The sequence below is a fragment of the Streptomyces sp. NPDC107498 genome, from assembly GCF_055582805.1.
The window spans coordinates 42,119-61,189 of the sequence record NZ_JBVJPE010000016.1 but is presented as its reverse complement, the minus strand read 5'-3'; the positions used below and the strand labels follow the sequence as shown (position 1 = coordinate 61,189).

At 73.6% G+C, this 19,071-nt stretch carries 18 protein-coding genes and 1 pseudogene; 12 read left to right on the top strand and 7 right to left on the bottom strand.

Annotation, left to right across the window (positions count from 1 at the left end; all coding sequences use genetic code 11):
* Positions 1-116 precede the first annotated feature (116 nt).
* The 10 genes and pseudogenes from ACZ66Z_RS25820 to ACZ66Z_RS25775 all read left to right on the top strand — a co-directional run bounded on the left by ACZ66Z_RS25820 (position 117) and on the right by ACZ66Z_RS25775 (position 10,617).
* Positions 117-950, top strand: coding sequence for an MHYT domain-containing protein (locus ACZ66Z_RS25820; protein ID WP_469937744.1), 834 nt, complete (start codon positions 117-119; stop codon positions 948-950).
* Between the two features lie 158 nt (positions 951-1,108).
* Positions 1,109-4,276, top strand: a complete 3,168-nt coding sequence (locus ACZ66Z_RS25815; RefSeq protein WP_469937743.1) for a sensor histidine kinase — start codon at positions 1,109-1,111, stop codon at positions 4,274-4,276.
* Positions 4,273-4,707 carry a roadblock/LC7 domain-containing protein gene (locus tag ACZ66Z_RS25810; protein ID WP_469937742.1) on the top strand — a complete coding sequence of 145 codons (435 nt, stop codon included), beginning with the start codon at positions 4,273-4,275 and terminating at the stop codon, positions 4,705-4,707. Before ACZ66Z_RS25815 ends, ACZ66Z_RS25810 begins: the two co-directional genes overlap by 4 nt.
* A 13-nt stretch (positions 4,708-4,720) precedes the next feature.
* Positions 4,721-5,137 (top strand): DUF742 domain-containing protein, encoded by a 417-nt coding sequence (locus ACZ66Z_RS25805; RefSeq protein WP_123458101.1) that lies wholly within the window; start codon positions 4,721-4,723, stop codon positions 5,135-5,137.
* Positions 5,118-5,735, top strand: a complete 618-nt coding sequence (locus ACZ66Z_RS25800) for a GTP-binding protein (RefSeq protein ID WP_469937741.1) — start codon at positions 5,118-5,120, stop codon at positions 5,733-5,735. Before ACZ66Z_RS25805 ends, ACZ66Z_RS25800 begins: the two co-directional genes overlap by 20 nt.
* A gap of 173 nt (positions 5,736-5,908) precedes the next feature.
* Positions 5,909-6,322: a roadblock/LC7 domain-containing protein gene (locus tag ACZ66Z_RS25795; protein WP_469937740.1), complete on the top strand. Its 414-nt coding sequence runs from the start codon at positions 5,909-5,911 to the stop codon at positions 6,320-6,322.
* Between the two features lie 138 nt (positions 6,323-6,460).
* A pseudogene (locus tag ACZ66Z_RS25790) lies at positions 6,461-7,132 on the top strand (DUF6397 family protein); the annotation flags it as partial.
* Positions 7,133-7,596: 464 nt separating this feature from the next.
* Positions 7,597-9,144: an ATP-dependent DNA ligase gene (locus ACZ66Z_RS25785; RefSeq protein ID WP_469937739.1), complete on the top strand. Its 1,548-nt coding sequence runs from the start codon at positions 7,597-7,599 to the stop codon at positions 9,142-9,144.
* A gap of 51 nt (positions 9,145-9,195) precedes the next feature.
* Positions 9,196-9,639: a hypothetical protein gene (locus ACZ66Z_RS25780; RefSeq protein ID WP_469937738.1), complete on the top strand. Its 444-nt coding sequence runs from the start codon at positions 9,196-9,198 to the stop codon at positions 9,637-9,639.
* A 192-nt stretch (positions 9,640-9,831) separates the two neighbouring features.
* Positions 9,832-10,617 carry a polysaccharide deacetylase family protein gene (locus ACZ66Z_RS25775; protein ID WP_469937737.1) on the top strand — a complete coding sequence of 262 codons (786 nt, stop codon included), beginning with the start codon at positions 9,832-9,834 and terminating at the stop codon, positions 10,615-10,617.
* Between the two features lie 240 nt (positions 10,618-10,857).
* Here ACZ66Z_RS25775 and ACZ66Z_RS25770 read toward each other — a convergent pair whose 3' ends face one another.
* From ACZ66Z_RS25770 to ACZ66Z_RS25755, 4 genes are all read right to left on the bottom strand, one after another.
* Positions 10,858-12,045, bottom strand: a complete 1,188-nt coding sequence (locus ACZ66Z_RS25770; protein WP_469937736.1) for a globin domain-containing protein — start codon at positions 12,043-12,045, stop codon at positions 10,858-10,860.
* A 73-nt stretch (positions 12,046-12,118) separates the two neighbouring features.
* Entirely contained in the window at positions 12,119-12,568 is a 450-nt protein-coding gene (locus ACZ66Z_RS25765; protein ID WP_469937735.1) for an RrF2 family transcriptional regulator, read from the bottom strand.
* A gap of 218 nt (positions 12,569-12,786) precedes the next feature.
* Entirely contained in the window at positions 12,787-13,236 is a 450-nt protein-coding gene (locus tag ACZ66Z_RS25760) for a peroxiredoxin (protein WP_469937734.1), read from the bottom strand.
* 62 nt (positions 13,237-13,298) lie between these two features.
* Entirely contained in the window at positions 13,299-13,901 is a 603-nt protein-coding gene (locus ACZ66Z_RS25755; protein WP_469937733.1) for a PadR family transcriptional regulator, read from the bottom strand.
* 159 nt (positions 13,902-14,060) lie between these two features.
* On the opposite strand from ACZ66Z_RS25755, the gene ACZ66Z_RS25750 reads away from it, so the two are divergent.
* Entirely contained in the window at positions 14,061-14,546 is a 486-nt protein-coding gene (locus tag ACZ66Z_RS25750; RefSeq protein WP_469937732.1) for an SRPBCC family protein, read from the top strand.
* A gap of 135 nt (positions 14,547-14,681) precedes the next feature.
* Positions 14,682-16,034: a L,D-transpeptidase gene (locus tag ACZ66Z_RS25745; protein WP_469937731.1), complete on the top strand. Its 1,353-nt coding sequence runs from the start codon at positions 14,682-14,684 to the stop codon at positions 16,032-16,034.
* A 48-nt stretch (positions 16,035-16,082) separates the two neighbouring features.
* Here ACZ66Z_RS25745 and ACZ66Z_RS25740 read toward each other — a convergent pair whose 3' ends face one another.
* The 3 genes from ACZ66Z_RS25740 to ACZ66Z_RS25730 are packed head-to-tail and all read right to left on the bottom strand — an operon-like array spanning position 16,083 to position 19,054.
* The gene (locus ACZ66Z_RS25740) at positions 16,083-16,898 is read right to left on the bottom strand and encodes an ABC transporter permease (protein WP_469937730.1); all 816 of its coding nucleotides are present in this window, start codon (positions 16,896-16,898) and stop codon (positions 16,083-16,085) included.
* Between the two features lie 22 nt (positions 16,899-16,920).
* Positions 16,921-17,844: an ABC transporter permease gene (locus tag ACZ66Z_RS25735; protein ID WP_469937729.1), complete on the bottom strand. Its 924-nt coding sequence runs from the start codon at positions 17,842-17,844 to the stop codon at positions 16,921-16,923.
* A gap of 10 nt (positions 17,845-17,854) precedes the next feature.
* Positions 17,855-19,054, bottom strand: a complete 1,200-nt coding sequence (locus ACZ66Z_RS25730; protein WP_469937728.1) for an ABC transporter substrate-binding protein — start codon at positions 19,052-19,054, stop codon at positions 17,855-17,857.
* Between the last annotated feature and the right edge of the window lie 17 nt (positions 19,055-19,071).

Below are 19,071 nucleotides of genomic sequence, written 5' to 3'. Positions count from 1 at the left end.
TCTGTGTGCCCGTTCGAGCTCGGCCCGATCGTTCGGGGCCATCTCTTTGTCATATTCCAGCAGCTTTCGAAATGCGCCCCCGGTGCGCCCCTTATGCGCACTAGCGTCCCCGAGCCATGGGACACCTGGACCACGCCACCTTCGGCTGGCTGACACCCGCGCTGTCGTACGCGATGGCCTGCATCGGCGCCGCCCTCGGGCTGCGCTGCACCGTGCGGGCGCTCGACGCGACCGGCCGGTCACGGCGCAACTGGCTGCTCACCGCCGCCTCCGCCATCGGCACCGGCATCTGGACGATGCACTTCGTGGCGATGCTCGGATTCGGCGTGACGGGCACCGACATCCGTTACGACGTTCCGCTCACGCTCCTCAGCCTCGTCATGGCGATGGCCGTCGTCGGGGTCGGCGTCTTCGTGGTCGGCCACGGACGCGACCGGCGCCGCTCGCTCCTGATCGGCGGCCTGACCACGGGCGTCGGCGTGGCGAGCATGCACTACCTGGGCATGGCCGCACTCCGGCTCCACGGGCAGGTGCGGTACGACCCGTTGCTCGTCGGCCTCTCCGTCCTGATCGCCGTCGTCGCCGCCACGGCCGCGCTCTGGGCGGCACTCAACATCCACGCGCCCGCGGCCGTGGCCGTCGCCTCCCTCGTGATGGGCGCGGCCGTCACCAGCATGCACTACACCGGCATGCTCGCCGTGCGGATCGAGGTCGTCCCCTCCGGCGCCCCTCTCCCCGGAGCCATGCTCATGCAGTTCGTCTTCCCCCTCGCCGTCGGCCTCGGCTCGTACCTGTTCATCACCTCGGCCTTCGTCGCCCTCACCCCGACGGCCGGTGAACGTGCCGCGTACGCCTCCGCCGGACGCCTCATCGAACCGGACGAGCGCGCGGTCGACGTCGCCCCGCCCGGATTCCGCGCCGGGGAAGCGACCCGCACGCCCACGACCTGAGCCGACCCCCGGCACGCACCACGCCACGCCGTACCGCACCAGAGTCCGACCCCCGGCACGCACCACGCCATGCCGTACCGCACCAGAGTCCGACCCCCGGCACGCACCACGCCATGCCGTACCGCACCAGAGACAGACGCAGCCGGAACGAGGAGGCCATGCGAACTCCCCGCAAGACCAAGGGCGCCGAGGCGGCCACGCCGCCACCGGCGGCCGCGCGCGGGCGGCGCGCACACGCGGGCCCGCCCGCCGACGAGCCGGGGGAGCGGACCCCCGGGACCCCGCCGCCGGCGGGGCACGCGGGCACCTCGACGCGGGATGCCGCCACCGGAATCGCCGGCGCGTCCGCACAACCCTCCGGGCCGGTCCCCGGGGGGTCTTCCGGACGGCCCTCCGGTCGGCCTTCCGACCAGTTCCCCGGCCGGCCCTCGGGGCAGTCCCCCGGGTGGTCCTCCGCACGGCCGGGGGCCCCCGCCGGGCCTCCGTCGGCCGACGAGCACCGCGGCCGTCCCGCGCTCCACGGGCTGCGCCCGCGCTCGGTCCGCGCCAAGATCGTCTCGCTCCTGATGGTCCCGGTCGTCTCGCTCCTCGCCCTCTGGGGCTTCGCCACCGTCACCACCGCGCAGGACGTCGCCCGGCTCCGCCGGCTCCAGCGCATCGACGCCGAGATCCGCGAGCCCGTGACGGCCGCGCTCGCCGCGCTCCAGGCCGAACGACGCGCCGCCGTACGGCAGGCCGCGGCGCCCGGCACCGCCCGGGCCGCCGAGCTCAAGGACCGGATCCGCCGGACGGACGACGCCGTCGCCCGGCTCCGCCTGGACGGCACGCACACCGTCGGCGACACCGGAGCCCTGCCCGGCGACGTCGCCGGCCGGGTGAACGCGTTCGTCGGCAGGGTCGAGGGCCTCGCCCGGCTCCGTACCGCCGCGGCCGACGGACGCGCCGACTGGGACCAGGCGTACGAGGAGTACACGGACACCATCTCCGCCGCCTTCGCGGTCGACGGCGCCCTCACCGGAATCCAGGAGGCCGAGCAGGGGGCCGACGCGCGCGTACTCCTCGAATTCGGCAGGGCCGGCGAGATGCTGTCCCGCGAGGACGCCCTCCTCACCTCCGCCCACCTCACCGGCCGGCTCTCCCCCGACCGGCTCCGCGACTTCGCCGGGGCCGTCGAGACCCGGCGGACCCTCACCGACTCGGCCACCGTCGACCTCCCCGCCGCCGCACGCGCCGCCTGGGCCCGCCTCTCCGCCGACGGCGACCACGCCCGGCTCACCCGGGCGGAGGACCGGGTCAGCGCCGCAGCCCCGGGCCGCCCCGCCGCCCAGGCGGTCACCTCCGCCGAGTGGGACGACGCCCTCGCGGCCGTACACGGCGGACTCGTCGCGATCGAGACCGACGCGCGCCGCGCGACCGCCGACCGCTCCGATCCCTTCGCGGGCGGTGCCCTCACGGCGGGCGGTGCGGCGGTCGTCCTCGGCCTCGCCGCCGTCGCCGCCTCGCTCGTCATCTCCGTACGGATCGGGCGCGGCCTCGTGGTCGAGCTCGTCGGCCTCCGCAACACCGCCCTCGGCATCGCGCGCCGCAAACTCCCCGCCGCCATGCGCCGGCTCCGTGCGGGCGAGGAGATCGACGTCCAGGCCGAAGCGCCGCCCGGGCCCGCCTCCCAGGACGAGATCGGCCAGGTCGGCGAGGCCCTCACCACCGTCCACCGCGCGGCGCTCTCCGCCGCCGTCGAACGCGCCGAACTCGCCAGCGGCATCTCCGGGGTGTTCGTCAACCTCGCCCGCCGCAGCCAGGTCCTCGTCCACCGCCAGCTCAACCTCCTGGACAGCATGGAACGGCGCGCCGACGATCCCAACGAGCTCGGCGACCTCTTCCGGCTCGACCACCTCACCACCCGTATGCGGCGCCACGCGGAGAGCCTGATCATCCTCTCCGGAGCCGCCCCGGGGCGCGCCTGGCGCATGCCCGTCCCCCTCACCAACGTCGTCCGCGCCGCCGTCTCCGAGATCGAGGACTATGCGCGCGTGGAGGTGCGCCGGCTCCCCGAGACGGCCGTCGTCGGCGGAGCCGTCGCCGACCTCACCCACCTCCTGGCCGAACTCATCGAGAACGCCGCCCAGTTCTCCCCGCCCCACACCAAGGTCCGGGTCAGCGGCGAACCCGTCGGCAACGGCTACGCCCTGGAGATCGAGGACCGGGGGCTCGGCATGGGCAAGGAGACCCTCGCCGAGGCGAACGCCCGTATCGCCCAGTCCGAGGCCCTCGACCTCTTCGACAGCGACCGGCTCGGCCTCTTCGTGGTCAGCCGCCTCTCCTCCCGCCACGACATCAGGGTCCATCTGAGAACGTCCCCCTACGGCGGCACCACCGCCGTCGTCCTGCTCCCGACCGACCTGCTCCAGGGCGCGCTGCCACCCGGTCGCGGCGCACCGGGGAGCGACCCCGACACGTCCCACGACGGAACCCCGCGCGCGGGGAACCCCCGTCCCCACGCGTCGGGCGGACCGGCCGCCGACGCCGTACGGCGCGGGTTCCGGACCGAAGGGACCCCGCACGGCGACAACGGGCGCGCCGCACGGGAGCGCGAGGAGGCGCAGCGCGCCGAAGCCCGCCGCTTCGGCCGCCCCCCGATCGCACGCCCCGCCCCGCCCGCCCCGGCGCCCCACGCGCTCTCCGGGGACCCGGCGCCGTCCGCCTCGTCCGCCTCGTCCGGGCACCGGGCCGCACCGCAGCCGGAAACGCGCCCCGCGGGCCTGCCGCGGCAGACCGACGGACCGCGACAGGCGGGCCCGCCGCAGTCCCCTCCGGCCTCCCGCCCACCGTCTCCTCCGGCCCCTCACCCACAGCCGCCGACGCGCCCGACCGCCGTGCCCGCGCTCACGGCACGGCAGGAGCCGGCGCCCGCCACCGCCACCACCTCCGCGTCCGCCTCCCTTCCCGCGGAGGTGACCGAACTCCGCCGCCGCGCCCCCTCCCCGCCGGCGCCGCCGACGGGGCAGCCGCCGACCGCGCCGGCCGACCGGACCGACACGGGGAGCGAACTGCCCCGCCGCGTACGGCAGGCGAATCTCGTCCCGCAGCTGCGCGAGGCGCCCGCCCCGGCGCCGGTGACCGCACCGGTCGCACCCGGCACGGATGCGCGCACCCCGGAACGGGTCCGGGACCGCATGGCGGCCTACCGGGACGGCTGGCAGCGGGGCGGCGGCGCCGCCCCGGGCACCAGGCGCCCCCTCGGCACGGGCTTCGGAACCGACACGGGCCACGACCCCGACCGCGGCACCGCACCCCTCGACCCTCGCTCCGAAGGAGACGACGCATGATCGACCACGAGCGGATCTCGCACCACCGGTCCGGCGAACTGGACTGGCTCCTCGACGACCTCGTCATGCGGGTCCGCGAGGTCCGCCACACCGTGGTGCTCTCGAACGACGGCCTCGCCGTGGGCGCCTCCAACGGGCTCAGCCGTGAGGACGCCGAGCACCTGGCCGCCATCGCCTCCGGCTTCCACAGCCTCGCCAAGGGCGCCGGACGGCAGTTCCACACCGGTGGGGTCCGCCAGACGATGGTCGAGATGGACGACGGCTTCCTCTTCGTCGCCGCGGCGGGGGACGGCTCCTGTCTCGCCGTCCTCAGCTCCGTGAGCGCCGACATCGGCCTCATCGCCTACGAGATGGCCCGGCTCGTGAAGCGCGTCGGCGAGCACCTGCACACCCCGCCGCGCCTCGCGGCGACCCCGCCGGCCGCCGGCTGACCCGGAGCGACCCATGAACGACGACAGCACCGGCGACGGCCCGCCCGTGCCGGGCAGCCAGTGGTACGACGCCGACGCGGGACCCCTCGTCCGTCCGTACGCGATGACCGGCGGACGGACCAAGCCGGGCCCCAGCAACGTACGGTTCGACCTCATCGCCCTCGTCGTCGTGGACGACGAGCCGCCCGGACCGGCAGAGGAGGCGCTCCTCGGCCCCGAGCACCGGTCCCTGCTGACCCTGTGCAGGGCCGAGACCCAGTCGGTGGCCGAACTCGCCGCCGACGCCGACCTGCCCGTCGGGGTCGTCCGGGTCCTCCTCGGCGACCTCCTCGAATCGGGCTTCGTGCGCGTCAGCCGGCCCGTACCGCCCGCCCAGCTCCCTGACGAAAGAATCCTGAGGGAAGTAATCGATGGCCTACGAGCGCTCTGAGAGCACCGGCACGGACGACGACGCGGACACCTCCGCCCTCGCGCTGAAGATCCTGGTCGCCGGCGGATTCGGCGTCGGAAAGACCACCCTCGTCGGCGCGGTCAGCGAGATCCGGCCCCTGCGCACGGAGGAACGGCTCAGCAGGGCCGGTGAACACGTCGACGACACCGGGGGCGTCGACCGGAAGACCACCACGACCGTCGCCATGGACTTCGGCCGCATCACGATCCGCTCGGGGCTCTCGCTCTACCTCTTCGGCACGCCCGGCCAGGACCGGTTCTGGTTCCTCTGGGACGAGCTGTCGCAGGGCGCCCTGGGAGCCGTCGTCCTCGCCGACACGCGGCGCCTGGAGGACTGCTTCCCGGCGGTCGACTACTTCGAACACCGGAAGATCCCCTTCGTGGTCGCGGTCAACTGCTTCACGGGCGCGCGTGCGTACGGGGCGCACGACGTGTCCCGCGCCCTCGACCTGGACCGCGGCACGCCCGTCGTGCTGTGCGACGCGCGCGACCGCGACTCGGGGAAGGAAGTGCTGATCCGCCTGGTCGAGTACGCGGGGCGGATGCACACCGCCCGGCTCCTGGACACGGTCGGCTGAGGAGCCGCCGACGCGTCCGCGGCACGCGCGGACGCGGTGGAGTGCTTGCCCTGTCCACGACAGTGCGTAAGGCTTGCGGCGATACGCGGACCACGACGGGACGTACCACAGGGCTTCGAGGACCACCGGGGTCCGGGCCGAGGGGGACGCACCGGCTAGGGGGAGGACCACTGATGGCGTTGGACAAGGAACTGGACTGGCTCCTGGACGACCTGACGCAGCGGGTCGGACACATACGGCACGCGCTGGTGCTGTCGAACGACGGCCTGGTGACGGGCGCGAGCAGCGGACTCGTCCGCGAGGACGCCGAGCACCTGGCGGCGGTCTCCTCCGGCCTGCACAGCCTCGCGCGGGGTTCGGGCCGGCACTTCCGGGCTGGCCGGGCACGGCAGACGATGGTGGAGTTCGACGACGCGCTGCTCTTCGTGACGGCGGCGGGCGAGGGCAGCTGCCTGTGCGTCCTGAGCGCGGCGGAGGCGGACGTCGGCCAGGTGGCCTACGAGATGACGCTGCTGGTCAACCGGGTCGGCGAGCACCTCGGTGTGGCGGCGCGGCAGCCCGGCGTCCCGGGCGGCGGCGTGCTCTGACGCCGCTGTCGGGCAGGTTGTCCACAGGGCGTCGTCCACAGGGCGTGCGAGTGTCGTCACTCTGCGTTACGTTCTTCCGTGTGGGTCCGAGAGGCCCGCTGTCCGAAGGGGACACGGACGCAGGGGGAGGGACGCGAAATGACGGTGGACGAAGGAACGCGCACGGTGGCACCGGGACGGGCCGCGCAGGAACTGGAGTTGAGGCGCGACGAGTTCCGGCTCGCGGTCCAGCTCGGACTGGTGAGGACGGCGCCGGCCGGCGAAGGCGGTCGGAGGCGGGTCGAGCGGGGCGAGCTCGACCGCCTCAGGGCCGCCCCGGACTTCCCCGCAGGCCTGCGCGAGCGGGTGCGCGCGGTCGGTACGGGGGAGGCCGCCGCCCTCCTCGGGATCACCGCCGACCGGTTCACCCGGCTGGTCCGGACGGGGCACATCAGCCCGGTGCGGTTCTCGCTGAACCGCTACCGGGCGGTGGTGTGGATGTATCTGGCACAGGAGGTCGCCGAGTTCGGTCTCGCCTGTCCGGCCCTCCTCGCCGGGCGGCTGCCGCCGCACCTCCGCGAGCGCCTTGCCGCGCACGAGGACCTGCGGGCGAGGAACTGGCGGGCGAGGCGGCTCTCCCTGTTGCTCCGCGCCACCGAAGACCCCTGGGCGCGGGCCGCCGCCATCGCCTCCCTGCTCGACCCGGTCCAGGTGGCCGAGGTCGTCGACGATCCGTACGAGCGCACGTACCTCGGCCGGTTGCGTCCGCCTCCACCGCCCGGGATGCCGGTGCCGCAGGCCGCGCGTGAGATCGCCGAACGGCTGGCGCTGGCCGACGACCCGGACGAGATCCTCTGGCACCGGCTGAGCCTCGCCCTGGCACCGGCTGAGCCTCGCCCTGGCGCTGGACGAGGCACGCGCGGAGCGACAGGCCCCGCATCCCGGCGGGACGGCCCGGATGGAGACGGCGCCGGTCAGCACGGAGGCGGCGCCGACGGTACCGACCGGCGCGGAGGCGGCGCCGACGGTGCCGAACGACGCGGGGGCGGTCCGGGCGGAGGCGGTACCGCTGGGCGCGGGGCGGCCCGGGGTGATCGACCGGCCGCCGGGTCGTCCGGTGCGCGCGAGGTTCCTGGAGCGTTTCCGGCGGGGGAGGACGTCGGGTGCGAGTGCGGGTGCGGGCACGGGCGCGGGGGCGAGGCCGACGCGGCCCCGACGGCGGAGGCGTTCGACGGCCTGGCCCTGACGGGGCGCTCTGACGTGCGGTCGGGTCGGGCGGTGGAGAGGATGGGCCCATGCTGCTGGCGCGTGTCGCGGAAGTGTCCCGGGAAGTCACCGCCGCCTCCGCGCGCTCGCGCAAGATCGCTCTGCTGGCCGAGCTGTTCGCCGAGGCCGGACCCGACGAGAGCCCGCTCGTCATCGCGTATCTGTCCGGGCGACTCCCGCAGGGGCGGATCGGGGTCGGATGGAGCGTCCTCAAGGGCGTCGTCCCACCGGCCGTTCCGCCTGCCGAAGGCCCCGCCCTCACGCTCGGGCAGGTCGACGCGGCGATGACGGAGCTCGCCGCCGTGTCCGGCACCGGAGCCCGCGCCGAGCGGAGCCGGCTCGTGCACGGGCTGTTCTCCGCCGCCACCCACGAAGAGCAGGAACTCCTGGTGCGGTTGCTGACGGGAGAGGTGCGGCAGGGGGCCCTCGGCGCCATCGCCCTGGAAGGGGTCGCGCGGGCCGCCGGGGTGCCCGCCCTCGAACTGCGGCGTGCCGTGATGCTCGAGGGCTCGCTGCCGCCGGTCGCCCAGGCCGTGCTGGCCGAAGGGGCCTCCGCGCTGGAGCGGTTCACCCTGCGGGTCGGCGGTCCCGTGCAGCCCATGCTCGCCCACACCGCCGCTTCCGTCGCCGGGGCGATCGCGGCCCTGGGGTCGTGCGCGGTCGAGGAGAAGCTCGACGGGATCCGCATCCAGGTGCATCGGCGCGGCGACGACGTCCGGGTGTACACCCGTTCGCTCGACGACATCACCGACCGTCTCCCCGAGGTGGTCGCGACGGCCCGCGCGGTCGCCGCCGACGGGTTCGTCCTGGACGGCGAGGTGATCGCACTCGATGCCGGGAGCGGGAGACCCATGTCCTTCCAGACGATCTCCGCCCGGGTCGGCTCCCGGATCGACGTGGCCGGTGCGCGTGCCGCCCTTCCCCTCACGGCGGTCTTCTTCGACGTCCTGGCGGTGGAGGGGAAGGAGCTGATCGACCGGCCGGGTCTGGAGCGGCACGCCGTCCTCGCCGGTCTGCTGCCGGAGTCGCACCGGGTCCGCCGCACCGTCGTCACCGATCCGGCCGACCCCGCGCAGACCGGAGCCGCCGAGCGGTTCTACGCGGACACCCTGGCCCGGGGACACGAGGGCGTGCTCGTCAAGGCGTTGGAGGCGCCCTACGTGGCCGGTCGCCGGGGGCGTACCTGGCTGAAGGTGAAGCCCGTCCACACCGTCGACCTCGTCGTGCTCGCCGCGGAGTGGGGGCACGGCCGCAGGACCGGGCTGCTCTCCAACCTCCACCTCGGCGCGCGGACGGCCGACGGCGACTTCGTCATGCTCGGGAAGACCTTCAAGGGGCTCACCGACGAGATGCTGCGCCGACAGACCGAGCGGCTGCGGGAACTCGCCGTGTCGGACGACGGCTTCACCGTGCGCGTGCGGCCCGAGCTCGTCGTGGAGATCGCGTACGACGGACTCCAGGTCTCGACGCGCTATCCGGCGGGCGTCACGCTCCGCTTCGCCCGGGTCGTACGGTACCGGCCCGACAAACGCGCCTCGGAGGCCGACACCGTCGAGAGCGTCGTCGAGGGCCGCTGACCGAGGGCGACGGCCCTCGCGGGGCGGCCGCCCGAGAGGGATGCTGGAGGCGTGGCACGACGAGTGCCCGGCACGAGGAGCGCGTGGGACCCCGACAGGCCGGCGGGCCGCGAGGAGATGAGCGACGTGTACGACTTGCACATCGACACCGACGTCACCGTGCAGCTCAACGACTGCTGCAAGGAGGACGCCCAGGCCGTGTTCGACGTCCTCGACCGGGTGTATCGGCTGGAGGACACGACGACACCGAACCCCCAGGCGGCCACGGGACCGGCTCCCACTGTCTGGACCGCCACGTTCGACACGGCCGGCGGACGGTACGAGGAAGTGGGTCCCGTCCATCTGACCGCCCCGGTCGGGGTCACGCTCACCGGCGGCTACCGAGCCGTCGACGAGGTCGAGAAGGTGCTCGCCACCGGCTTCGACATCCAGTCCCTGCAGGCCGTCTCCGGTGACCAGGAGACCGAGGCCCGGCTGTTGCTCGCGTCCCGCTGAGAGCGGGACGCGCGGATGCTCCGGGCGGCGCGGACGGGCGCCGCCCGGGGTTCTCGTGTGCCCGTGAACGGTCGGCGGACCCCGCCGACATCCCCGGTATACACCGTGTGTAGAGTGCCTCCCGGCCGCGCGCACCGCCCTGACCAGCGGTGACGGCCACATCGAAGGCACTACGGGGAAAGCGGGTCCACCATGTTCCGATCCAGGCCTGGCCGCGGCAAAGCGGTGAGCACGGCACTGCTCGCCGCGGTGTCGCTGATGCTGACGCTGAGCGCCTGCGGAGTCGACCCGGTCACCCCGCAGGACGCCCGCCGGGAGGGCGGAACGGACGACAAGGCGGGGGGCGCGCCCCGCCGCGTCGACTGCGCCGAGGTCGCGTGCATAGCCCTGACCTTCGATGCGGGACCGGGGAAGGACACCCCCCACCTCCTCGACGTCCTCAAGGAGAAGCAGGTGCCCGCCACCTTCTTCCTCCTCGGCAGCAAGCACGTCGACCGCTACCCCGACGTGGTCAGGCGCATCGCCGACGAGGGCCACGAGGTCGCCAACCACACCTGGTCGCACCGGATCCTCACCGACCTCGACGAGTCCGAGATCCGCGAAGAGCTCTCGCGCACCCAGGACGCCATAGAGAAGATCACCGGCCGGAAGCCGACCCTCATGCGCCCGCCGCAGGGCCGCACCGACGGCACGGTGTCCGACGTCGGTCGGGACCTCGGACTCGCCCAGGTCCTGTGGAGCGTCACGGCCAAGGACTACTCCACCACCGACTCGGCGCTCATACGGCAACGCGTGCTCGAGAACGCGCACCGCGACGGGATCATCCTCCTCCACGACATCTACGACGGGACGGTGCCGGCCGTGCCCTCGATCATCGACGAGCTGAAGCGGCGAGGTTTCACGTTCGTGACGGTGCCGGAGCTCCTCGCGCCCGGAAGGGCCGAGCCCGGCACCGTCTACCGCCCCGAGAAGGACTGACGTACCCGGCGAAAACGGGTGAGGTGACTCACATCGCCCACCTGGGGCGCCCCGGAACATTCGGGAAAGGTTTACCGTTCATATGTACGTGACGGCGAAGGGGTCCGGTCCCCAAGGTCCCCCCCCCGAGAGGTGACCGCTCTTCGCCCCGTCACGGCGATCGGCCCCGGTTGGAATCCCCCGTCCAACCGGGGCTTCGTCGTTCCCCGCGCCCGTCCGTCAGTCGACCGGGAGGGCGGGTCAGCCCTCGGTGCCGAGCCACAGGTCGGGACCGAACACCTCGTAGTGGATGTCCGCCGCCGCGACGCCCCGGCCGAGGAGGTCGCCGCGCACCGCACGCAGGAAGGGCAGCGGCCCGCACAGGTACGCGGTGGTGCCCGCCGGAAGGTCGAGGAGCGTGACGTCCGCCCGGCCCGTCCGGGCGTCGGACCCGTCCGGGACCTCGTACCAGAGGTGCAGCGTCCCCTGCGGCAGCGCGTCCACGAGTCGTCGCAGCTCGTCGGCGTGCGCGTGGGAGGCGGGGGCGCGGTCGGCGTGCGCCACGACGACCGGACGGTTCGACCCCGTGGCGACCAGGTGGTCGAGCATCGCCAGCATCGGGGTGCTGCCGATTCCGGCGGAGGCGAGCAGCAGGGGGCCCTCGCCCTCGGGCAGGACCAGGTCGCCGAAGGGGGCCGAGACCTCGACGGTGTCACCCGCGCCGGCGCGGGCGTGCAGCCAGGAGGAGACCTCGCCCGCCGGATCGCCGTCGACCCGCTTCACGGTGATCCGCCACCGCGGGTGTCCGGGTGCGGAGGACAGGCTGTACTGGCGGATCTGCCGGGCGCCGTCGGGCAGGGTGACCCGGACGCTCACGTACTGGCCGGGCCGGAAGGGGGTCGTGGGGGTCCCGTCGGCGGGCCGCAGGACGAAGGACGCCGTGTCGGCCGTCTCCTCCCGCCGCTCGGCGATCTCCATGGACCGCCAGACCTGGCCCCCGGCGACACCGGCCTCCCGGTAGAGGCGGGCCTCCACGGCGACGAGCGCGTTCGCCATCAGCCAGTACACCTCGTCCCAGGCCTGTGCGACCTCGGAGGTCACCGCGTCGCCGAGGACCTCCACGATCGCGGCGAAGAGGTGTTCGTGCACGACCTTGTACTGCTCGGAGGTGACGCCGAGCGAGGCGTGCTTGTGCGCGATCCGGGCCAGCACGGCGTCGGGGCGGCCGTCCGGGTTCTCCAGCAGGGCGCCGGCGAAGGCGGCGATGGAGCCGGCGAGCGCCTTCCGCTGGTCGCCGTTGGCCTGGTTGCCCCGGTTGAACAGATCGCGCAGGAGCTCGGGGCGGGCGGCGAAGAGGCGCCCGTAGAAGCGCTCGGTGATCTCGTCGAGCGCGCCTCCGACGGCGGGCAGGGTGGCACGGACGACCGGGACGGCCTGCTCGGACAGCATGAGGACTCGCAATCTGGTAGATGATCTACGTATTAAAGGGCGTGCGCGTGCTCCCCGGAGGGGGCGGACGCCGTCAGGGCGATCGCACGGGGCGCGGGCCGAGGGTCAGCAGCAGCGGACCGGTCGGCGACTCCACGAGTTCCGTCACGGTCAAGGGATCCAGGGCGCGGTAGAAGGCCTCCTGCGCCTCGCGCAGCGCTCCGCGCAGCCGACAGGCGGTGCGCAGCGGGCACGGCGGATCGCCCTCGCAGGCGACGACCTCCTCCTCGCCCTCCAGGGTCCGGGTCAGCCAGCCCACCGAGGAGCGCCGCCCCCGTTCCGTCAGGGCCAGGCCACCGCCACGGCCGCGCCGCGCCTCGACCACGCCGAGGTGCTGGAGCCGGGTGACCACCTTCGCCATGTGGGCGTAGGGCACGTCCATCGCCTCCGCGACCTCGCGGGTGGCGACGGGCTCCGCGGGTGCGGCGACCGCCAGGTGCATCACGGCGCGGAGCGCCAGGTCGGTGAACTTCGTCAGCCTCACGGCCCGACCGTATCAAACCGGTATTTCATATTCGCATTAAGGGGGTGGTCCGGACCGCCGAGGTGTCTCCGTGCGCCTCTTGCGGGGCGAGCGGTCCGCCGCCTGCTCCGCCCCGAGGCGGGCGCGGTGCGAACCGAGCCCGTTCCGGTCACGCCCCGCGCGGGAAGCGAGGCGGCACCCTGCGGCAGGCGGCAGGCGGCAGGCGGCAGGCGGCAGGCTCAGGCGTCGCGCAGGGCGGCCAGGGCGCGGTCCGCGTGCGCGCTCATCCGCAGTTCGCTGCGGACGACCTCCCGGATCCGCCGGTCCTGGCCGATCACGAAGGTGACCCGCTTCGTCGGGGCGAGGGAGAACCCGCGCTTCACGCCGAACCGTTCCCGTACGGCGCCGTCCGCGTCGGACAGCAGGGGGTAGCCGAGCGAGTGCCGCTCGGCGAACTCCTGCTGCCGCTCCACCCCGTCGGAGCTGATGCCGACGGGCAGGGCGCCGACGGCGCGGAACTCGGACGCGAGGTCACGGAAGTGACAGGCCTCGGCGGTGCAGCCCGGCGTGAGGGCCGCCGGGTAGAAGAAGAGGACGACCGGGCCTTCGGCCAGCAGGCCGGTCAGCGAGCGCGGAGCGCCCGTCTCGTCCGGAAGGCTGAAGTCCTCGACGAGGTCACCGACGTTCATTGCAGGCCCGCCCGATCCGTCCCTGTGTCGCCTCCGGTGCCTCCGGCGGCCGGGCGGTGACGTTACCGCAGAGTAGAAGCGGCGTCATCCCTCCGCGGGACCGCGTCCCGCGCGGCGGCACGCCGGTCGAGCACGGCGAGGGCGCGCTCGCCCCAGCGCAGGTTCTCCTCCTCGAAGAAGCGTCCGCGCATCAGCGTGAGGTACGGGCCGATCCGCTCCGCCTCACCCAGATAGGCGTCCTCGTCCCGGCCGTCGAGCATCCGCTCCCGCAGCCGGTCGTAGCGGGCCAGCTTCGCCCGGGCCGTCTCCATCCGCCGGGCCACGAACTCGCGGACGGCCGCGGTGTCGCCCTCGTCGCAGGCCTGCACCTGCACCAGCAGTTCGTCGCGGACGGCGCTCGGACGCGGCGGCGCCGTCGTGTAGGCGGCCAGATCCCGTCTGCCGGGCTCCGTGAGGCTGAACATCCGCTTGTTGGGACGACGCTCCTGCTCCACCACGCGGGCCGCGATCAGACCGGCCTCGGCGAGCCGCTCCAGCTCGCGGTAGAGCTGCTGCGGAGTGGCGGCCCAGAAGTTGGCGACGGACACGTCGAAGATCTTCGCCAGATCGTATCCGGAGGCCTCGCCCTCCAGGAGAGCTGCGAGGACGGCGTGCTTGAGGGACATCCGGACACGCTAGCAGCACGTTGAATAGTTTCCTCCGCACCTAATCAACCGACGGAGCACCTCCCGCCGGACGGGGGACCTTCGCTGGCACGTCCGTTCGGCGCCTGCCTAGGGTGGAGGGGGGCAGGCCACGGGGGAGCAGATCCGAGGGGCAGCGCGATGGACAGCGACTCGTTCGTCTACACCACCTACATCCGGACCACCCCCGAGGAGCTCTGGCAGGCGCTCACCGACCCGGAGCTCACGCGCCGCTACTGGGGCGTGGCCTTCGAGTCGGAGTGGACCCCGGGCGCGCCGATGGTCTGGGACGAGAACGGCCGCAGGACCGAGGACCCCGAGCAGGTCGTCCTCGAGGCCGTGCCCGGTCGCCTCCTCTCGTACACCTGGCACACCTTCACCCCGGCCTGGGCGGAGGCGGTCCGCCTCGAACAGGAGGCGTACGAGCGCCTCGCCCGTGAGCGCAGGTCCCGGGTCACCTTCGTGATCGAGCCGTCCGGCGACATGGTCAAGCTCACGGTCACCCATGGGGACCTGGAGCCCGACGGCACCATCAAGGGACTGATCGGCGAGGGCTGGCCCGCGCTCGTCTCCAGCCTCAAGTCCCTTCTGGAGACCGGCGAAGAGCTTCCGGAACCGGCCCGCTGACCCATTCGAGTCGTCTCGCCCCCGACTCCGCCGCCACGCCCGGTGCCTTGATCATCTTTTTCTCCTTCCATCCGCTTTGATGCTGCGGTCGGCACCGTCCGCCGACGCCACCGGATGAAGGAGAGGGTGTCCGACGTGTCGTCACGCCGATACGCACGGGGATGGGGAGCCCTCTCCCTCGCCGTCGGAGCCGTCCTCGTCGGCACGGCGGCCCAGGCGCCGGGCCGGAACTCCGGAGGTGAGCAGGGGGCCGCCGCTTCCCGCGGCGCCACCGCCGTCGTCGCGGTGGACGGCTGCGCCGCGGACGCGGGCCTGTGCTCCGACCCGGGCCGCTCGGTCGTCCTCGGCGGCGACCGCGTCCTCACGGGCCGCCCGTTCATGCTCGGCACGACGGCCACCGGGTCCGTGGAGCTCGCGCTCCGCACCCCCGGAGTGCTGGCCGACGTCACCGTCACCGACCGGCGCGGGCGCCGGATCGCCGGAGCGCAGAGCGCGGACCACACCCGGTGGACCAGCGCCGCGCCCCTGCCGGCCGGAGCCCGCTACGCCGCCCGGCTCGTCGTCGACGGGACGGGGGCCGGCGGCGCGCACCGCGCCCGCCTCGACTTCCGGACCGCCCCGATGCCCGCCGGGGAGCGGCTGACCGTCGCCTTCGGGCCCGAGGACGGCGGCACGTACGGAGTGGGCCGGCCGGTCACCGCCGAGCTCAGCCGGCCCGTACCGGAGGACGCCCCCGAGACCCGCCGCGCCGTGGAACGGGCCCTCGACGTACGGTCCGAACCCCACGTCGAAGGAGCCTGGCACTGGGTCGGACCCACCACCCTCCACTACCGGCCCCGCACGTACTGGCCCGCCCACGCCACGGTCCGCGTCCACAGCGGACTCGACGGGGCCCGCATCGGCGGCGGCCTCTACGGCGGCCCCTCGCGCCCCCTCACGTTCACCACGGGCGCCCGGATCGAGGCCGTCACCGACGTCTCCGCCCACGCGATGGCCGTCTTCCGCGACGGGGAACTCCTGCGCACCCTCCCGGTCACCACCGGCAAGGCCGGCTACCGCACCCGGGGCGGCATCAAGGTGGTCCTCGGCAAGGAGCCCCTCGTCCGCATGCGCGGCGACACCATCGGCATCACCCGCGGCAGCACCGACTTCTACGACCTCGAGGTCCACTGGGCCACCCGGGTGACCTGGAGCGGCGAGTACCTGCACGCCGCGCCCTGGTCGCTCGACGCCCAGGGCAGCGAGGACGTCAGCCACGGCTGCACGGGCATGAGCACCGAGGACGCCGCCTGGCTCTTCCATACGGTGCGCGAGGGGGATCTCGTACGGGTCGTCAACGGGTACGGGAAGCCCATGACGCCCTTCGACAACGGCTTCGGCGACTGGAATCTCAGCTGGCCCGAGTGGCTCCGGGGCAGCGCCCTCGCCACGGGCGCCGCCGACGCCGTCCCCGGGTCGCCCGCGGGCGCGCTGAGCCCGAGGCTCTGAACGAACCGGTCCGCCACCCGGTGACGGACCGGGACCGGGGCCGTCCCCTCACACCCGTCCGCCGCCCGGTGTGTCCGAGGAGAGCCGCTGCGCCGCGTAGATCGGGACCACCGAGAGCAGCACGAGTGCCGCCGCCACCACGTTCACCACCGGGGCCTGCTGAGGGCGGGTCATGTTGTTGAAGATCCACACCGGCAGGGTCTGCACCCCGGGCCCCGCCGTGAACGTCGTCACCACGATCTCGTCGAAGGACAGCGCGAAGGCGAGCAGTCCGCCCGCGAGCAGCGCCGAGCGCAGCAGCGGGAAGGTGACGTCCCGGAAGACGCGGAACGTGTGCGCCCCCAGGTCCATCGCCGCCTCCTCGTACGAGCCGGGAAGCCGCCGCAGCCGCGCCACCACGTTGTTGAAGACGACCACGATGCAGAAGGTGGCGTGGCCCACGACCACCGTGAACATCCCGAGGCCGACGCCGAGGGGTTCCAGGACCGTGCCGAAGGCCGAGTTGAGCGCGATGCCCGTGACGATGCCGGGCAGCGCGATGGGCAGCACCACCGCGAAGGAGACGGCCTCCCGCCCGAAGAAGGCGTGGCGCTGCACCGCGAAGGCGATGAGCGTGCCGAGCACCAGGGCCACCGCCGTCGCCGCGAGCCCGGCCCGGACCGAGGTCCACAGCGCCTCGCGGGCGCCCTCGTTGTCCCAGGCCGCCGCCCACCAGTCGAGCGTGAGGCCGGGCGGCGGCCAGCTCGCCGAGCGGTCCGGGTTGAGCGAGCCGAGCAGGACGAGCAGCAGCGGCAGGTAGATCGCCGCGAAGCCGAGGCCGGCCGCGGTGCGCAGCGCGATCCGCGCGGGACGGGAGAGGTTCATCGGTCGCGGTCCTTCCGGCCGGTCACAGGCTGCGCAGCGCACCGGAGCGCCGCACCGCGAGGAGGTACACCACGATGACGGCGACCGGCACGGTGCCGAGCGCGGCCGCCAGCGGCAGGTTCAGGGTGACGTTGGAGTAGACGAGGTTGCCGATCAGCTGGGTCTTGCCGCCGACGATCTGCACGGTGATGTAGTCGCCGAGGCTCAGGGAGAAGGTGAAGACGGACCCGGCCGCCACCGCCGGCCACACCAGCGGCAGCACCACCGAGACGAAGGTCCGCCAGGTCCTCGCCCCGAGGTCCGCCGAGGCGTTCAGGAGGTTGTCGGGGAGCTGGACGAGCGCGGTGTGGATCGGCAGCGCCATGTACGGCAGCCAGAGGTACGTCAGGACGAGCACCGTGGCCGTGAGCCCGTACCCCGGGCCGCTCAGGCCGAACGGCCGCAGCGCCCAGTCGAGCGGCCCCCCTTCGGAGAGGATGAGCCGCCACGCGTACACCTTCACGAGGTAGCCAGCCCACAGCGGCATGAGCAGCGCCACCACGAACAGCGGGCGGCGGCGCGGGTGCGCGACGCGCGCCGTGTAGAAGGCGAGCGGGAAGGCGATGACGGCGCAGAGCGCGGTCACGGCCAGGGCGACGCCGACGGTGCGCAGGGCGACCGTGCGGTAGACGGGGGAGCTGACGAGTTCCTCGAAGTTCTGCGAGGTCCAGATCCGGACGACCTCGGAGGTGAAGGTGTCGGTCGACCAGAAGGCGGAGAGGAACAGGGCCGCGAGGGAGCCGAGGTAGGCGAGGACCAGCCAGAGCAGCGGGGCGGTGAGCAGGACGGCGAGGCGCAGCCGGGGCCGCCGGTGCAGGGCCCCGGCGAGCCGTCGGACGGCGCCGCGGCCGGGGCCGGCGGCCCGCGTCGCGGACTCGGGGGAGAGCCCGGGGGAGAGTGCGGTCATGGCGCCGGGGTCAGCCCTTGATCTCGGTCCAGGCCTGGACCCACCGGGCGTACGGCACGCAGCGGACGTCCGTCCGGCCGTCCAGGCACTGCTCGATGGGGGTGGTCCAGAAGTGGACCCGCTTCCAGTACGCCTCGTCGGTGGCGTGGAAGACGGCGCAGTGGTTCTTGTCGGCGGTCTCGGCGCACGACTTCGCGTTGGCCGGGGCCTCGCCGAAGTACTCGGCGACCTGCGCGTTGGTCTTCGGCGAGATGATCCAGTCGAGCCACTTGTAGGCGCAGGTGGGGTGCTTGGCCCTGGCGGAGACCATCCAGGTGTCCGACCAGCCGGTGGAGCCCTCCTTCGGCAGGACCGCGTCGATCTTCGCGCCCTCGGACCTGGCGAGGTTGGCGATCACCTGCCAGCTGGTGCCGACGACCGAGTCGCCGCTCTTGAAGGCGGAGATCTCCTTGAGGTAGTCGCTCCAGTACTCGCCGACGTGCGCGTTCTGCTCCTTGAGCAGGGCCACGGCCGCGTCGAACTGCTTCTGGTCGAGGGCGTACGGGTTCTTGATGCCCAGCTCGGGCTCGGTCGCCTTGAGGTACAGGGCGGCGTCGGCGAGGTAGATGGGGGAGTCGTAGGCGGTGACCTTGCCGCTGTGCGCCGAGGCCTCGTCGAAGACGGCGGACCAGGAGTCGGGGGCCGGCCGGACCTTCTCCGTGTCGTACATGAGGAGGTTGGCGCCGCGGCCGTGCGGGACGCCGTAGGCGACGCCCTCGACGGAGTTCCACTCCTTGCCCTTGAGCCCGGCGAAGACGTCGGCGTAGTGGGGCACGAGCGCGGTGTTCACGGGGGCGGCGTCGCCGGAGGCGATCAGGCGGAGGGAGGCGTCGCCGGAGGCGGAGACGGCGTCGTACGCGCCGGTCTTCATCAGCGAGACCATCTCGTCGGAGGTGGCGGCGGTCCTGGTGTTGACCCGGCAGCCGGTCTGCTTCTCGAAGGCGCTGACCCAGTCGACCTTCGGGTCGTTCGAGCCGTCCTCGACGTATCCGGCCCAGGCGATCAGGTTGACCTCGCCCTCGGCCTTGCCGAGTGCCGTCGGCGCCTTCAGGTCGGGCGGGTTGAGGCCGCCGGACTTCCCGGACCCCGCAGGATCGGCCGATCCGCAGGCGGTGACGAGGAGCAGCCCGGAGAGGGCGGCTGCGGTCAGGAGGAAGCGGTGCGGGCGCACGTGGTTCTCCGTTGCGT

Bases quoted from the DNA above. Each gene is read 5' to 3' on its own strand.
- ACZ66Z_RS25735 (WP_469937729.1), bottom strand. From the start codon at position 17,844: ATGACCGCACTCTCCCCCGGGCTCTCCCCCGAGTCCGCGACGCGGGCC.
- ACZ66Z_RS25775 (WP_469937737.1), top strand. From the start codon at position 9,832: ATGTTCCGATCCAGGCCTGGCCGCGGCAAAGCGGTGAGCACGGCACTG.
- ACZ66Z_RS25750 (WP_469937732.1), top strand. From the start codon at position 14,061: ATGGACAGCGACTCGTTCGTCTACACCACCTACATCCGGACCACCCCC.
- ACZ66Z_RS25755 (WP_469937733.1), bottom strand. From the start codon at position 13,901: ATGTCCCTCAAGCACGCCGTCCTCGCAGCTCTCCTGGAGGGCGAGGCC.
- ACZ66Z_RS25760 (WP_469937734.1), bottom strand. From the start codon at position 13,236: ATGAACGTCGGTGACCTCGTCGAGGACTTCAGCCTTCCGGACGAGACG.
- ACZ66Z_RS25770 (WP_469937736.1), bottom strand. From the start codon at position 12,045: ATGCTGTCCGAGCAGGCCGTCCCGGTCGTCCGTGCCACCCTGCCCGCC.
- ACZ66Z_RS25810 (WP_469937742.1), top strand. From the start codon at position 4,273: ATGATCGACCACGAGCGGATCTCGCACCACCGGTCCGGCGAACTGGAC.
- ACZ66Z_RS25820 (WP_469937744.1), top strand. From the start codon at position 117: ATGGGACACCTGGACCACGCCACCTTCGGCTGGCTGACACCCGCGCTG.
- ACZ66Z_RS25800 (WP_469937741.1), top strand. From the start codon at position 5,118: ATGGCCTACGAGCGCTCTGAGAGCACCGGCACGGACGACGACGCGGAC.
- ACZ66Z_RS25815 (WP_469937743.1), top strand. From the start codon at position 1,109: ATGCGAACTCCCCGCAAGACCAAGGGCGCCGAGGCGGCCACGCCGCCA.
- ACZ66Z_RS25795 (WP_469937740.1), top strand. From the start codon at position 5,909: ATGGCGTTGGACAAGGAACTGGACTGGCTCCTGGACGACCTGACGCAG.
- ACZ66Z_RS25740 (WP_469937730.1), bottom strand. From the start codon at position 16,898: ATGAACCTCTCCCGTCCCGCGCGGATCGCGCTGCGCACCGCGGCCGGC.
- ACZ66Z_RS25805 (WP_123458101.1), top strand. From the start codon at position 4,721: ATGAACGACGACAGCACCGGCGACGGCCCGCCCGTGCCGGGCAGCCAG.
- ACZ66Z_RS25785 (WP_469937739.1), top strand. From the start codon at position 7,597: ATGCTGCTGGCGCGTGTCGCGGAAGTGTCCCGGGAAGTCACCGCCGCC.